This is a genomic window from Pseudomonas synxantha (assembly GCF_900105675.1).
In the GTDB taxonomy this organism is placed as follows: domain Bacteria; phylum Pseudomonadota; class Gammaproteobacteria; order Pseudomonadales; family Pseudomonadaceae; genus Aquipseudomonas; species Aquipseudomonas synxantha.
Genome location: NZ_LT629786.1, coordinates 2,156,181 through 2,171,709, shown reverse-complemented (window position 1 = coordinate 2,171,709; position 15,529 = coordinate 2,156,181). Strand labels below are relative to the sequence as shown.

Annotated in this window: 9 protein-coding genes; 4 read left to right on the top strand and 5 right to left on the bottom strand. The window is 56.6% G+C overall.

Translation table 11 applies throughout. The annotated features are described in order from the left end of the window. The first annotated feature begins 34 nt into the window (after positions 1-34). Together BLU48_RS10400 and BLU48_RS10395 are read left to right on the top strand one after the other, a co-directional pair. On the top strand, positions 35-3,265 hold the full coding sequence (locus BLU48_RS10400; RefSeq protein ID WP_057022271.1) for a hypothetical protein: 3,231 nt from the start codon (positions 35-37) through the stop codon (positions 3,263-3,265). A gap of 216 nt (positions 3,266-3,481) precedes the next feature. Continuing rightward, positions 3,482-6,679 (top strand): hypothetical protein, encoded by a 3,198-nt coding sequence (locus tag BLU48_RS10395; RefSeq protein ID WP_057022270.1) that lies wholly within the window; start codon positions 3,482-3,484, stop codon positions 6,677-6,679. Between the two features lie 95 nt (positions 6,680-6,774). On the opposite strand, the gene BLU48_RS10390 is transcribed toward BLU48_RS10395, so the two are convergent. The 5 genes from BLU48_RS10390 to BLU48_RS10370 form a co-directional block, all read right to left on the bottom strand. Continuing rightward, the gene (locus BLU48_RS10390) at positions 6,775-7,152 is read right to left on the bottom strand and encodes a response regulator (protein ID WP_057022269.1); all 378 of its coding nucleotides are present in this window, start codon (positions 7,150-7,152) and stop codon (positions 6,775-6,777) included. 78 nt (positions 7,153-7,230) lie between these two features. After that, positions 7,231-8,424 (bottom strand): hybrid sensor histidine kinase/response regulator, encoded by a 1,194-nt coding sequence (locus tag BLU48_RS10385; protein WP_057022268.1) that lies wholly within the window; start codon positions 8,422-8,424, stop codon positions 7,231-7,233. Next, the gene (locus BLU48_RS10380; protein ID WP_057022267.1) at positions 8,418-9,017 is read right to left on the bottom strand and encodes a chemotaxis protein CheB; all 600 of its coding nucleotides are present in this window, start codon (positions 9,015-9,017) and stop codon (positions 8,418-8,420) included. Before BLU48_RS10380 ends, BLU48_RS10385 begins: the two co-directional genes overlap by 7 nt. Further along, positions 9,014-9,829, bottom strand: a complete 816-nt coding sequence (locus BLU48_RS10375; RefSeq protein WP_057022677.1) for a CheR family methyltransferase — start codon at positions 9,827-9,829, stop codon at positions 9,014-9,016. The genes BLU48_RS10380 and BLU48_RS10375 overlap by 4 nt, the downstream gene beginning before the upstream one ends. 15 nt (positions 9,830-9,844) lie before the next feature. After that, positions 9,845-13,342, bottom strand: a complete 3,498-nt coding sequence (locus BLU48_RS10370; protein ID WP_057022266.1) for a response regulator — start codon at positions 13,340-13,342, stop codon at positions 9,845-9,847. 255 nt (positions 13,343-13,597) lie between these two features. Here BLU48_RS10370 and BLU48_RS10365 point away from each other — a divergent pair, with 255 nt between their 5' ends. Then, positions 13,598-13,963 carry a response regulator gene (locus BLU48_RS10365; RefSeq protein ID WP_057022265.1) on the top strand — a complete coding sequence of 122 codons (366 nt, stop codon included), beginning with the start codon at positions 13,598-13,600 and terminating at the stop codon, positions 13,961-13,963. 153 nt (positions 13,964-14,116) lie between these two features. Further along, positions 14,117-15,517, top strand: a complete 1,401-nt coding sequence (locus BLU48_RS10360; RefSeq protein WP_057022264.1) for a DUF1254 domain-containing protein — start codon at positions 14,117-14,119, stop codon at positions 15,515-15,517. The last annotated feature ends 12 nt before the right edge of the window (positions 15,518-15,529 follow it).

Genomic DNA, 15,529 nt, shown 5'->3' with positions numbered 1-15,529 from the left:
AGAACCCAAACTACATCGATCTGGACCATTTCTGATGACTATTATTCCTAATTCACGTCTGCCTGAACTGTCTACGCCTGCGCGGATTAATGCAGGTTCCTCCCCCACGCCACTGACGCTTATCGATACAGAGGTTTCCAGGCACGACGTTGAAACACCCCAGGACAAGGGTGAACGAAGCCTGGCCAGGTTGTATGCGCAAGCGTTGAATCAACCGCCGGGGTCTGATGAGAAACCTGGACAGAGGACCGTCAAGGATATCCCGCCGGCATCTGCTTTCGGACAGTGGAGGACACTTCTTCATGAAATCCTCGATAGCCCGCAAATGAAAAGTTGGGCAGCCGAGAAAGGCGTCAGTCTGTCAGCTCGTAACATCATCGATATAAATGGAACCCTATACGTCCCGGGCTCGTTCGGTTTTGGAACCGTTGACCTGCGTGAATTTGTTGGTTGGCCTTTGCTTAAGAGCGTCGTTACGGCTCTTGCAGGTTCTGGCACCTCCGTACGGTCAGACACAGCCACCACGGCAAGGATCTCGGACATCGGCCAATTTTATGGCCACTCCCTGCCTTTTGATCCCTCCCTCTCACCCTCAGAGCAAGAGGCGTCCATCACCGATTACATCGCCGGGTGGGACCGCAAAGGTACCCTTGGCGCAGACAGTTCCAATCTCCCTTCCAAGATGGATCTGGACCGTTATACCGCACAACTCGGTGACCAGAACAACCAAACGACCGTGATCGCGGTAGTACCCAAGCTGGCAGCTGAGGCATCCAAAGGCATAATGGAAGATCTCGCTAGCGCAAGTGAACAGTCGAACCTTACCGAAGACGAATATTTGGAGGTGTCCAAGCAGTCCAAGCGCCAGCGGATGCAGACTGCTCTGGATACGCCCATCGATATAGACCCTGCCTCCTCCTACGCCCTGAACCACGGGCTGAAGCCTGGCGTGGCGGTGACCCTTCGCGAGTATATAGAGGCCCATGGCTTGTTGGTTCCAACGGAGCCTTCAGAGTTAGAGGCCATTGCAAAGTCTCTGGCAAGTCCGCCGCTGGAAAAGCCGGCACACGGTAATATGGGTGGGGCCCTGTCGTGGCCTACGCTATTGAGCAATCAGGACCAACGCCAACTCAGTCGCGTCGTTGATGATGTCTTGAAAACAGAGCCAGAGGGCGATTTACTCGAGTATCTGACCCGTGATATCGAATTGGATGAGAACGCTGTCAAGAATGACCCGCGTCGCGTCATTGACGACATCCTCAAGTCAAGCAACGCTCAAACCCTAGGTCGCGCTGCCGAGCAGGAAATCGGTGAAATCGCTTCGTCGGAACCTATCAACGACTGGGTTCTGGCAGCGCTCCATGTCTCCCTGGAGAAGCAGAACGTATTCACCAGCCCGTCGCTCTCTACCAGAACCAATATCGCTGGATTCGATTTGAATAGCGTTGCTGGGCGAAGCGCTTCCTACATACGCGCAGCGTTGGCTGATTACTTGATCCAGACTGGCAAAGCGACGCCGCGAACGGTCGACCTTGCGGTGTTTGTACTGTTGTCACGCAAAGCCCCGGAACTCTTGGTGAAGGATATACCTGAGAGCTTGGTCAAGGGTTCCCACGCATGGGTGACTTTTACGACGGCTGTGGCTCGTATTGAGGCGCAATCTCCGGGTTCGACCAGCTCAATGACTTATGCGCAGATCATGCTGCGACATGAGCTGGCTCCCGTCACACGGGCAGACAAACTGGTGGAATCACTGGCCCAAACTGACGCACTCAAAGATTGGGGCCGCAACAACGGCTTGCTCGGAGGCAACGCGGAAGATAAATACCCAGACACTAAAATGAACGAAATACGCTTTGAGTTCAGCAAGCAAGTGTTTGAGTTGAGTAATGCTTCCAATACGTTTGCGATGGAAAGCCCTGACCTTCACAAATGGGCAGTCGCTGAAATAAAAAGTCAAAACCCACATTTATCAGAAGAGCAAATCAAAGAAAAGGTCTTAGACCCTAAAGAATCCGGCATTTTAGAGTCCCTAGGCCCCTACTCACTGCTGGATATATTTCTCAATACACGCGACTACCTTAATGACATCGATTTTTCCAAGTACACCTCTCGAAGCAAAAGCATAGATCTCAATGCAATAACAGTTAAATCCGGCTCAAGAGCTGATATCAAGTCCCGATTTGAAAATGGTGTTGAGTTATATTTCAATCGCTTTGAAGCGGCTGTGCAGGCGCAAACCAAATACTTGATTTCGACACTGCCGATCGAAGACCGCGAGATCATTGAGCATGGCAAAGTCTCGGTTGCCAGAGAAATGTCAGTTAGTACAAATAATTCTGGTGCATCCGATAAGAAATCAACGCCCGGAACCCTAGTAGTGCGCAGCGAGTTCAAGGACCGGGAGGGTAATGAAAGCACCCATACCTATGAAATAAACATAGCATCTAACACCATCAGCAAACGTGACGACTTGAACGATAGGGAGATCGCCCCTCTTCCTGACGACTTTAACGCAGGTGTCAGCTCGACGTTCCTCGAACCCCTTGTTCCTGACGGCGATCATGACGAAACTGCACTTCAGGGCTCCTCCCTTAACACTGTCAATGATACGCCCAACAGCTATTTCAGCGAGAAAACCCGGTATATCGCCGACGCCATGGTAAAAAGCGTGGATATTCGTGATACAGAAGAAAAGCTGCGAGGGAAAACGACGTTCGATACAGAAGTTCCTTTTTGGGCAAAAGCCGAGTACTTCGCACGAGGGCTCATTCCAGGCTATAACGCCATCAATAACTTTATTGACGGCAAGTGGCGTGAGGGTCTTGTTGATTTGTCATTTGATGTCTTTGGCTTTCTTCTATCAGGCGTGGGGGGCGCTGCAAAGGCTATCGGCTCCGGGCTGCAGGCCGGAGCGACTGCCGGCCAAGCGTTCGCGTATGGCGCAAAAAAACTGGCGCGTGGCGCCATAGGGGCCCTCAACCCCGCAGATCCAGTGGGACTGGGGCTGGCCGGCGTGCAATCAGGCCTGGAAGCACTGGATAGGCATGCCCGCCAAGGCGACAGGGCTTCCAGGCCTATTTTCAAATATGACTTGGTCAACACGTTCAGGGGCGTTGATAACGCCACAATAGGCACAGCCACCATGCAAGGCGCGACGGAGGACGTCGCAGCAACCCAGAAGAATGGCAAGTGGTATGCCCTGGATCCCGTCAGCAAACAACCCTATGGACTCCCTCTGAAGGATTTCAGCCCTTCCAATTGAAGTACCTGGGGGCTCGAAGAATCTTGCCAGGCTAGAAAGGTTCTTCATGGCCAACCATGAAGAACCCTGCAACACCTGCTATAAGCCGATACCACCTCGCAATAGAAAGTCACGGATTCAAGAATAAAGCATGGAATCGATGTGAGTTTTTTTCCACATACCTTGACGCACAACGTATGAAAAAACTCTCAAACAGCGTCGACAAGGAATATTCCGATGACCGTTATTTCTCACTTGCCTATACAGGACCGTTATTCACCAGCACTCGAAGAGGGAAAACCAGCGCCACTGCCCGCCAACGACACTCCGGTTGCAGATACTTCGGAACCCACCCAGGAATCCCCTCAAGCCAGGGGAGACAAAACGTTATTCAACCTGTTCATCAACACCCTGAAGAATCCGACGAGCTATCATGAATTAATACTTGAAGACATCCCTGCGACGTCTACTTTTGGGCAGTTGCGAACCCAGCTTCGCAGTATCCTCGTTAGTCCTGCGATGACGAAGTGGTCCATAGAGAAGGGAGTGGATCTGTCAAAAGATGTTCAAATCTTTCCTGACAAGAATCAACTCTCGGTACAGCTTGCCGATGGCCGTATACAGTATGTTGACCTTACTGACTTCGCTGGTTTTTATTTGCTTAAGGCCGTTATTAATGCACTGTCGCCTTCAGCCCTCCCTTTCACGGTCTTCGCAGAAAACAAGGCGGATCTGCACGACATTGCCCATTTTCACGGCCATGCGCTGCCATTCATCGGCGGTTACGTGCTGCCGCCGCAGATGGCCGCACTCTCAGCATTTGCCGATCAGTTACTACAAGGCGCTGTCTTCGAGCCCCCTCGGGAGGCGTCCGCTTTTATTGACCCAGCATCACGCCTAAGCGACTTGAACAATCGAACGGCTTTAAGTGCGGCCATCGCCAACGCACTGCCCACCCTACGCGCCGACATTATCAACGATGCTAAAGATGAACTGCGTAACCCACACAGAAACAATAAACAGGTCATTGAGCAATTCTCCCGCCCCAAGGTACAGGCCTTTCTCGATACCACGATTGAAATAGCCCCCAACTCTTCCTACTTTCGCAGCAAACACTTGAAAGCAGATGTTCCTGTCACGCTACGTCAGTTCATCGGCGATATGGGCTGGTTGCTTCCAACGAGTTATGAAGAATTGAAGACCTTTCAAAAAGCACTGCTAAGCCCGCCCCTGGTAGCACCAGCTCATGGCAACCTGGGTGGTGCACTTTCGTGGCCCACGCAGTTGAGCAACCAGAATCAACGCAAGCTCGACGGTGTGATCAGCAACGTCCTGAAAAAGACTCCAGACTCCACCTTGCTTGAACATTTGACCCGTGGCTACCAGTGGGACCCAAAGGCCTTCAAGGACGATCCTCGTCGCGTCATCGATGACATTCTCAAATCAGCCAATGCTCAAAACCTGGGCCGCGCAGCGGAACGCGAAATTGGCGAGCTCGCCTCCCCCGACGCTATCAGTGATTGGGTACTGGCAGCGCTATACGTCTCGCTGGATAGGCCAAGTGTCTTCACCGACCCAGCCTTCTCGACCAGGACCCAGATCGCGGGGTTCGACTTGGCGGACATAGAGCTAGCGGGCAGAAGCGCATCCTATGTGCGCAATGCCCTGGCGAACTACTTGATCGGCAAGAAGATAGCCACCCCCGAAACCGTTGACCTCGCAATGTTTATACTGTTGTCCCGCAAGGCACCGGCATTGCTGGTCAGGGATATACCTGAGTCCGTGACCTTTGGCTCTCACGCATGGGTCAGTTTCACCACTGCGGTGGCGCGCATCGAAGCCCAGGCTCCAGGATCGACCAGCAACATGACTTATGCAGAAGTCATGATGCGTGGAGATCTGGTGCCTATTACCCTGGCGGATAAGCTGGTTGAACAACAGGCCCAAAGCGACGCCTTGAAGGACTGGGGCATCAGCAACGGCGTATTGGTAGCGAATCGGCAAGATGAGTACACAGCTACACAGATGGAGGGCTTGCGTACCGCCTTCAGCAAACAAATCAGCGAATTGAGTGCGGCTTCCAAGGTTTTTGCGACGCCCATGCCTGACCTTCATGAGCGGGCACTGACCGTACTGCAGCGGCAAAACCCACATTTGTCGCGAGAACAACTTACCCAAAAAACGTTGGATGCCAACGAGTCCGGAATTCTCGAGTTCCCAGGCCCCTACTCGATACTCGATGTTTTCCTCACTCCATGGAAAGACGGCAGGCGTGTGGGTAAAGACAGCTATACCTCCCGTGATAACAAGATCGACTTGAGTAACGTCAATATTGACCCTGTTTCATTGGCCTATGTCCGTGAGTCTTTTGAAGCGGACATAAAAGAGTATTTCAATGACTTCGAGGCGGCAGCGAAGGCTCAGACCAAATACCTGATTTCAAAACTGCCCTTGGAAGATCGGGACATCATTGAGAATGGAAAGATCACGCTCGCAGTGGAGCGGTCTGCCCATAGGGGCGCTAGTGGCATCTCGTCGAGTAAAAGCAGCCCTACGCTGCTGACCGTGCAGAGCGAGTTTGAAGGCAAGACCCATGCTTATGAAATTGACTTATCAGATAACATGATCCGCAAGCGTTCTGATTGGACGCGTCCTATTTCGCTGCCTACCAGCCTCGCGCCAGGCATAACCTCAGGTGTTATCTACGAGGCTGTGAGGCCTTCCGGCCAATACCGAAAAGACCTGCTAGAAGCGACTTCGCCCCATGCATCCGTAGGCGTACCCAAGAGCTATTTCAGCGAGCGGTCGCAATATATTGCTGACACGTTGGTACAAGATATCGACATCCGGCAGTTCGAGGGCGAGCTTCGCGGCCAAACCACGTTCAATACTGAAGTCGCCTTCTGGAAAAAAGCCGGTAATTTCCTGCTGGGTCTGATTCCTTTCTACAATGCCATCAACAACTTCGCGGCGGGCAACACCCGCGACGGCGCCATTGACCTGGCGTTTGATGCCCTGGGTTTTATCCTCTCCGGCGTCGGGTCGGCGGTCAAGGGCGCCAAGGCGGTGACGGCCGGTGTGGCTGCCAGTAGAGGACTCAGCCAAGGCGCGAAGAAACTCGCGCGTTTCGCCATCGGCGCGCTCAACCCCGTGGACCTCAAGGGATTCGCGTTGGCCGGTGTGCAAGAGGGCTTGAGTCAGGCAGGTGTCTTTGGTGGCGGGAGCGACATGAAGCTGCCCAGGACTGCTTACAAGTATGATGTGGTCAAGACTTTCAGGGACGTCGAACATGCCACGATAGGCAAAGCCAGTAATATGCATGGCGGCATCGAGGATGTCGCGGCAACGCAAAAGAATGGCAAATGGTATGCGCTTGACCCTGTCAGCAAACAGCCCTACGGCCTACCTCTAGAGGATTTTGTGTCATCTTCCTGATTGAAGAAACCACCGAAAAAGGTTCTTCACGGTGTACCGGAAGAACCTTGGCAGCCAGGCTGGCTGTGCACTGGGCGTTTATGGTTTTCAGCAAGTCACGCCAGCAAGCGCTGGATATGCTCCTGCAACGTATCCAGATCGAACGGCTTGGCCAGTATCGGTGCATTGCGCGTGATCGGGCTGTTGCAGTCGCGGATTTCCTGCGGGTAGCCGCTGATAAAGATCACTTTCAATTCCGGGCGCAGCTTGATAGCCGGCTCGGCAATCTGTACCCCGGAAATGCCACCCGGCAGGCGATAGTCGGTGACCATCAGGTCCAGGTGCGGCTTGGTCGCGAGGATTTCGAAGGCCTGCTCCCCATCGACCGCCTTCAAGACCCGGTAGCCCAAGCCTGCCAGGTACTCACCCAGCACAAACATAATGGATTCGTCGTCCTCGACGATCAGTACGACATCTTGCGCATCTTCACTCATGGGAAGCCTTTGTCCGGTCAATTGCTGCTGTTACGACCATGGGGTCACGCAGAGGTTGCGTCGAGGTGACGATTGATTTCACTCGCTCGCCTCAAGGGGCAGGCACACGCGAAACAACGCGCCCTCGCCTATCTGGCTCTCGACCTCGATGGTGCCGCCATGGGCCGCGACGATCTGCTCGGAAATAAACAAACCCAGGCCCAGGCCCGCTGCCACGTGGTTGGCGGAGACCCGCTCGAACTGCTGGAAAATGCGCTTCTGGTTCTCTTCGCTGATACCGATGCCATGGTCACGCACCTCTACCCGCGCTTCGCCATGCTCACTATACACCCGCACTTCCACCGGGCTCTTGGCCCCGTAGCGCAGGGCGTTGGTCAACAGGTTGGTGATCACCTGCTCGATGCGGAACTCATCCCAATGGCCTTCCACCGTGCCGTCAGCTTGCAACTGCATGGAGGACTCGGCGGCCGCCACCTGGGGTGCGAAGTTCTGCACCAGGTTGCGCACAAGTTGGCTCAAGTCACAGCGTGCCGGGCGGATCGACAGCTTGCCGGTGCGAATGCGCGACACGTCGAGCATATCCTCGATGAGGCGGATCAGGCTCTGGATCTGGCGTTCATCGCGGTCGACCATGGCGTGCATCTTGTCCAGGGTAAACGCCGCGGCGTTGTCCCGGGCCAGGTGCATCTTGCGCAGCTGGGTCTCCAGGATCAGCCCGTTAAGGGGCGTGCGCACTTCGTGGGCGACAATCGACATGAAGTCGTCACGCATGCGCACAGCTTGCTCCAACTCAGCCTGCGTGGCCTGCAGGCGCGCCAGCAACAGCTCCTGCTCGCGGCGGCTGCGCTCCAGCTCCTCCACTTGCAGCTTCATGGCCTTGCTCTGGCGATACAGGTCGACGAACACATTGACCTTGCTCTTGACCGCGTGGATATCCAGCGGCTTGTGCAGGAAATCCACGGCGCCGCTTTCATAGCCCTTGAAGGCGTAATTGAGTTCGCGGCCGGCGGCGCTGACGAACACGATCGGGATGTTCTTGGTCTTTTCGGTGCCGCGCATCAGTTCGGCCAGCTCGAAACCGTTCATGCCGGGCATCTGCACGTCGAGGATCGCCATGGCGAATTCGTGTTCCAGCAACAGGGACAACGCCTCGTCGGCACTCAATGCCTTGAACACCTGGCGATCCTCGCGCTTGATCAGCGCTTCGAGAGCCAGCAGGTTTTCCGGCAGATCGTCGACGATCAGCAGTTTGGCCTGGACAGTACTTAACATGGGGAGGGTTCCAGGGAAGCCAGCAATGAGCCGATACGGCCCAAGGAAAGAATATGGTCAGGCGTGTGTAAGGCCAGGGCGGCCAGGGGCATCACGGCAATGCGCGCCTCCTGTGGGTCCTGGACGACGGTGGTACCGCCCGATTGCTTGACGTGGGCCAGGCCGCTCGCGCCGTCGTGGTTGGCGCCGGTCAACAGGATTGCCAGCAGCCGGCGCCCATACACGTCGGCAGCTGAGGCAAACAGATAGTCGATGGCGGGCCTTGAGTGGTGCACGCGGTCTTCCTGGCTCAGGGACAGGCTGCGGTCATGCTCCACCGACAGGTGATAACCGGGGCTGGCAAAGTACAAGGTGCCCGCCTCCACCGCCTCTTTGTCCCGGGCTTCCTTGACCGGAATGCTCAGGCGCCGCGCAAAGACCTCCGCAAGTTGGCTGTGGCGTTCATCCGGCAGGTGCAGCACGGCAATGATCGGCAAGGCGAAGGTGTCTGGAAGTTGGCCAAAAATCGTCAGCAGCGCCTCGACGCCGCCGGCGGAAGCGCCGACAACGATGGCTTCAATCCCGTGAATCCGGGTGTCTGGCGCGTCACTCATGATTTTCGGTAGATCCGTTCCTGTTTGACCAAGGGTTCGAATTGCTTGCTGTAGGCGGAAAAATCCAGGGTTTCCTTACTGCCCAGCACCAGGAAGCCGCGATGACACAACGACTCATGAAACAGTCCAAATGCTCGATCCTGCAACTTTTTATTGAAGTAAATCAATACGTTGCGGCATGAAATTAATTGAGTTTCGGAGAAAACACTGTCGGTGGCCAGGCTGTGATCGGCAAAGGTCACGTTCTCGCGCAGGGTCTTGTCGAAGATCGCGTAATCGTAAGCCGCTGTGTAGTAGTCGGCAAATGAACGGTGCCCGCCGGCTTGCTGATAATTGGCGGTATAGGCGCGTACGTTCTCCAGGGAGAAGATGCCCTGCTTGGCTTTGTCCAGCGATGCCGGGTTGATGTCCGTGGCATAGATGATAGTGCGTTCCAGCAAGCCTTCTTCTCGCAACAGGATGGCCATGGAGTACACCTCCTCCCCCGTACTGCAACCGGCGATCCAGATCTTGATCGACGGGTAGGTCTTGAGCAGCGGCACCACTTCCCGACGGATTGCCAGGAAGTGCGACGGGTCGCGAAACATTTCGCTCACCGGGATGGTCAGAAATTGCAGCAACTGCATGAACGCCGCCGGGTCGTGCAGTACTCGCTCCTGCAATGCAGAAATGGTCGCGCAGTCGAACTGGCGCAAGGCATGGGCCACCCGGCGCTTGACTGACGCGCCGGAGTAGTCGCGAAAGTCATAGCTGTACTTGAGGTAAATCGCCTCGATCAACAGGCGCAGCTCAATCTCGCTGTTTTTGTCCAAAAAACACTGTTCCACTTAAATGCGTTCCATTTTCGGTAGCCATACGCGAATCAGTGAGAACAGACGGTCCAGGTCAATCGGTTTGGCCAGGTAGTCATTGGAACCCGCTGCCAGGCACCTTTCCTGATCATCCTTCATGGCCTTGGCCGTCACTGCAATGATTGGCAGTTTTTTCCAGCGCGGGTCCTGGCGGATCAAGGCGGTGGCCTCGTAACCGTCCATTTCCGGCATCATCACGTCCATCAGTACCAAGTCGATATCCTCGACTTCATTGAGTTTGTCGATGGCCTCGCGACCGTTACGCCCGATCACGACCACCGCGCCCTTGTGCTCCAGGGCGCTGGTCAGGGCGAAGATATTGCGTACGTCGTCGTCCACCAGCAGGATCTTGCGCCCTTCGAAGACCTTGTCGCGACTGCGGGCAGTCTTGAGCATCTTCTGGCGGTCATGGGACAGCTGGGATTCGACTTTGTGCAGAAAGAGTGTGACCTCGTCCAGCAAGCGCTCAGGGGAGCGAGCGCCCTTGATGATGATCGAGCGCGAATACTTGCGCAGTTCGGCTTCTTCATCGCGGGTCAGGTTGCGCCCGGTGTAGACGATCACTGGCGGGAATGAGCAAATGTCCTCGGTGGCCATGCGCTTGAGCAGCTCGTTGCCGAGCATGTCCGGCAGCTTGAGGTCGATGATCATGCAGTCGTAGACGTTAGTTCGCAGCAGGTCGAGAGCCTCCTGAGCGAAGCCGACGGCAGTGATCTCGATGTCATCGTCGCCGATCAGGCGGGCAATGCTATCGCGTTGCAGGTCATCGTCTTCCACCAGCAGTACGCGCTTGACCTTCTGGGTCAGCTTGGCTTCCAGGCGCGCGAACACGTCCTTGAGCTCTTCGCGGGTGGTGGGCTTGACCGCATAGCCGATAGCGCCCATGTGCATGGCGGCTTCGACGCGATCTTCCACGGAAATCACATGCACGGGAATGTGGCGGGTGTTGGCGTGTTCCTTGAGACGCTGCAGCACCGTCAACCCGGAATGGTCCGGCAGGCGCATGTCCAGCAGGATCGCGTCGGGGATGTATTCCTCAGCGAGGCTGTAGCCTTCGTCGGCACCATGGGCAACCAGGCAGTGGTAACCCAGCTCATGGGCCAGGTCGAACAGGATACGCGCAAAGTTCGGCTCGTCCTCCACCACCAGGATGCACCGGGTGCTGAACGGGGCTTTTTCGCGGTCATCGGCAAACCGTGGAATCTGCTGGGTGTCGGCCACCGGCAGGGGCGAAACGCGAACTGGCATGGGGGGCGGCACGACCACCGCTTGACGCGGTTGCTCCACAGGTGCCGCGTCTTCTTCACGCTCCACGTATTGCTCAGGCAATACCAGGGTAAAGATGCTGCCCTTGCCCGGCTCGCTGGTCACGCTGATGTAGCCGCCCAGCAAGGTGGCCAGGTCGCGGGAGATCGACAGGCCCAGGCCGGTGCCGCCGTAACGGCGATTGGTGGTGCCATCAGCCTGGCGGAAGGCTTCGAAGATACTTTCCTGCTGGTCCGGGGCAATGCCGATGCCGGAGTCGCGCACGGTAAAGGCAATGCCCTCCCCTGGCGCACGGGACACCGTCAGGCTGACCTCGCCCTGTTCGGTGAACTTGATCGCGTTGGACAACAGGTTCTTGAGGATCTGCTCCAGGCGCTGGCGATCGGTAAACAGCAGGGTCGGTGAGCCCTCCTGCACATCCACCTGGAAGCCCAGCTTGCGATCCGCCGCCAGCGGTTCGAACATGCCGCGCAGGCCGTCCACCAGCCGCACCACGCTGGAGTTCTCCGGGCGCACTTCCAGTTTGCCGGCCTCGACCTTGGAAATGTCCAGGATGTCGTTGATCAGGTTAAGCAAGTCATTGCCGGCCGAGTAGATCGACTCGGCAAACTTGACCTGTTCGGCGCTGAGGTTTTCCTGGGGGTTTTCCGCCAGCAGCTTGGCCAGGATCAGCGAGCTGTTCAGGGGCGTACGTAGCTCGTGGGACATGTTGGCGAGGAATTCGGACTTGTATTTGCTGGAACGCTGCAGCTCATCGGCGCGGTCTTCCAGCTCGAGCTGGGCCTGGTTCAGTTCGACGTTCTTGCGGTCCATGGCGTCGCGTTGCTCGGCCAGGGTCTGGGTCTGTTCGGCCAGTTGCTCGTTGGTCTGTTCAAGCTCGGCCTGCTGGGTTTCCAGGTGGGCCTGGGACTCCTTGAGGATACGCGACTGTTCTTCCAACTCTTCGTTGGCGGTCTTGAGTTCTTCTTGCTGCACTTGCAGCTCTTCATTGAGCTGCTGGGTCTCGGCCAGCACTTCCTGCAAACGCTGGCGATAACGGGCAGCTTCGATGGAGGTGCCGATATTGCTGGCGATCAGTTCCAACAGTTCGACATCACGCTCATCCAGCGCTCGCAGGAAGCCCAGCTCGACCACGCCATTGACGCGGTCGTCGTCGCTGGTGGGCATCACCAGCACGCTGCGGGTAGCGCCTTCGCCCAAGCCGGAGCTGACCTTGAAGTAATCCACCGGCACATCGTCCAGGCGAATCAGGCGATCCTGTTGGGCGGCTTGGCCAACGATGCCTTCGTCGCTGTAGATCGACTGCTCCTGTCGTTCCTGCTCGCGGGAGAAGCCATAAGTAGCCACGCGCTTGAGACCACCATGTTCTTCGCGCACATACAGCGCCGCCACGGCCGAGCCCATGTACTGGGCGAAAAACTGCAGGATATTGCGCCCAAGCATATTCAGGGTCAGTTGGCCGAGGACTTGTTCGGCCAGCTCGGTCTGCCCATTGCGTAGCCAGGCTTGGCGTTCGAGGCGTCGCGCTATCTTCTGTTGGGACGCGAGATTTGCGCTGTAACTTTCTGAAAGAGAAAGTAAATTTTTCCTGCCGATGTACGCAAGAAAGCCGCTCAACCCCAGTACGAATACCAGGTACAGGGTGACGCTGATCACCGTCGTGCGAGTGACTTCTTCGTTACGGGTGATACGGAATTGCTGCTCCATCGCCACCGCATCGTCGTACTCCTTGCGAATTTCGTCCGTCAGGCGCTTGCCACGGCCCGCCTTGACCGCATTGCGGTAGTCGCCGTTCTGGCGCTGCATATCAATCATCGACTGGGCGTAGTTGTTCCATTCGACCTGCAAGGCTTCCAGACGCTTGAGGCGGTCGACCTGCTGGGGATTGTCCGCCACCAGGTCCTGCAGATTGCGCAGATCGGCAATGATCCGCGGCTTGGCCACTTCATAGGGGTCGAGGAAATGCTCGTCGCCGGTGATCAGGAAACCCCGCATGCCGGTTTCCAGGTCCACCGTCAGCTTGGACGACTCATTGAGGTTATTGATAACCCGGTCGGTGTGTTCGACCCACTGGATCACCGAGAGCAAATAGGTAATCAGGCAGACGAAAAACACCGCGCTGAGCACGCCCACACCCAAGGGTAGGGCCACGTTTCGGCTCAACAGGGTACGGAAGCTCTTTTCATCGACGGACGACGCGGGAGTCATGGGCATGCCTTGGCCAAGTACGGAAAAACCGGGAGTTTGCCCCAAAGTGGCGCCTGAACGCTATTTTTCTGCGGGCGACGAGGGCAAGAAACATCTGCGACGGGCAAAAAGGACGCCATAACAGCTAGCTGGCGGGACATTCGCCCGCCCAGCGTTCACAATGCCATCAATTGCTTCGGAACTTGCTGGCATTGCCGTCACTCACAATCAAGTTGCCTTTAAGCCCTACGCTCTCACTTTTCAGGAATACCCGCCATGTCCGCAGCCGCCTCCACCATCCTCGTAGTCGAAGACGACGCCATCGTGCGCATGCTGATCGTCGATGTACTGGAAGAATTGGAGTTCAAGGTGGTTGAGGCGGCTGACGCTGCAGAGGCGCTCGCAGCCGTAGAAAACACCGAGCAGGTGATCGACCTGATGATGACCGATGTCGGCCTTCCGGACATGGACGGCAAGGCACTGGCGAACAAGGTCCGTGCATTGCGGCCTGCCCTGCCCATCCTGTTTGCCAGTGGCTATGCCGAGAACATCGACGTCCCGGCCGGGATGCAGGTCATTGCCAAGCCGTTTTCGATTGATCAATTGCGTGACAAGGTCAAATCCATGCTGCCCGGGGCCTGATTTCTCCCTTACAACCCCCGACCTTCTGTGAGTAAGCACCCGACGAGGCTGAAAAGCGTCGCAGGGATTAACGTGACGTGCGGCCAATAAAACTGGAAACTCAGCGCCTTGCCCCCACGCCCCCTTAAAAGCACTCTGGAAGGACGCTACAACATGATTGGAAAACCGACGCGCCTGCTGTTGGCGAGCCTCTCGATAGTCATCAGTACCGGCGCCTGGGCCGACTTCACCGCCAGCCCCAGTGAAGCACGTGCCATCGCCAAGGAAGCGTACCTGTACGGGTTCCCGGTGGTGCAGATGTACAAGACGCTCTACACCCAGGCCGTTGATAAGGGCGGTGCCAACTTCAAGGCACCGTTCAACCATATTGGCAACTACGCCCAGGCGTTCACTCCCAAGGACGCGGCGTTCGCGAGTCCGAACTCCGACACCCCCTATTCGTTCGTGTGGATGGACCTGCGCAAAGAGCCTCTGGTACTGACCCTGCCCAAGATCGAAGACAACCGCTACTACTCGGTGCAGTTGATCGACCTCTATACCCAGAACTTTGCCTACCTGGGCACCCGCAGCACCGGTAACAACGGCGGCCACTACATGGTCGCCGGGCCTGACTGGAAAGGTCAGCAACCGGTGGACATCGACCGCGTGGTCTACAGCGAAAGCAATATCGCCTATGCCCTGTACCGCACGCAGCTGTTTGATGACAAGGACCTGGGCAAGGTCAAACAGATCCAGAGCGGCTACAAAGTCCAGCCGCTGAGCAGTTATGTGAAGCAGCCTGCCCCGCCCAAAGTGCCGAAGATCGAATGGCCCAAGCCAACGGCGACTATGACTGAAGGCCCGCAATTGTTTCGCTACCTGAACTTCATGCTGGCCTTCGCTGCGCCCCAGGACAGCGAAAAAGACCTGCTGGCACGCTTCGCCAAGATCGGTGTCGCCCCGGGCGCGCCTTTCAAGGTCAACCAGTTGACCGCCGAACAGCGCAAGGCCTTGGAGGAAGGTATTGCCGATGGCCGCGCCGAATTTGCCGCGCTCAAGAAGGACAAGGTCGACACCCACCAGGTGGCCCACGGTGACTTGTACGGCAGTCGCGACCGCCTGCAAAACAACTACCTGTACCGTTACGCCGGTGCCGAAATGGGCATGTTCGGCAACTCCAGCGATGAAGCCGCTTACCTGACCTACCTTCTCGACAGCGAAGGCAAGCCAGCCAATGGTGCGCGCCACAGCTATACCGTGCACTTCGCCAAAGATCAGTTGCCACCGGCCGATGCGTTCTGGTCGCTGACGATGTATGACAGCAAGACCAAACTGCTGGTGCCCAACCACAAGAAGCGTTACCTGATCAACTCGCGGATGCTACCGGCTCTCAAGCGCGACGCCGACGGTGGGCTGACCCTGGCGTTGCAACACCACGAGCCGCCGAAGGCGGAACAGAGCAATTGGTTGCCGGCACCGCCCGGCCCGTTCTATGCGATCTTGCGCATCTACCTGCCTAAGCCCGAGGTGGGTAACGGCCAGTGGAAGCTGCCCCCGCTGACACCGCTGAAGTAACACCACGGGCCG

Excerpts from the sequence above, each read along its gene's own strand:
- BLU48_RS10400 (WP_057022271.1), top strand. The coding sequence starts at position 35 with ATGACTATTATTCCTAATTCACGTCTGCCTGAACTGTCTACGCCTGCG.
- BLU48_RS10395 (WP_057022270.1), top strand. The coding sequence starts at position 3,482 with ATGACCGTTATTTCTCACTTGCCTATACAGGACCGTTATTCACCAGCA.
- BLU48_RS10390 (WP_057022269.1), bottom strand. The coding sequence starts at position 7,152 with ATGAGTGAAGATGCGCAAGATGTCGTACTGATCGTCGAGGACGACGAA.
- BLU48_RS10385 (WP_057022268.1), bottom strand. The coding sequence starts at position 8,424 with ATGTTAAGTACTGTCCAGGCCAAACTGCTGATCGTCGACGATCTGCCG.
- BLU48_RS10380 (WP_057022267.1), bottom strand. The coding sequence starts at position 9,017 with ATGAGTGACGCGCCAGACACCCGGATTCACGGGATTGAAGCCATCGTT.
- BLU48_RS10370 (WP_057022266.1), bottom strand. The coding sequence starts at position 13,342 with ATGACTCCCGCGTCGTCCGTCGATGAAAAGAGCTTCCGTACCCTGTTG.
- BLU48_RS10365 (WP_057022265.1), top strand. The coding sequence starts at position 13,598 with ATGTCCGCAGCCGCCTCCACCATCCTCGTAGTCGAAGACGACGCCATC.
- BLU48_RS10360 (WP_057022264.1), top strand. The coding sequence starts at position 14,117 with ATGATTGGAAAACCGACGCGCCTGCTGTTGGCGAGCCTCTCGATAGTC.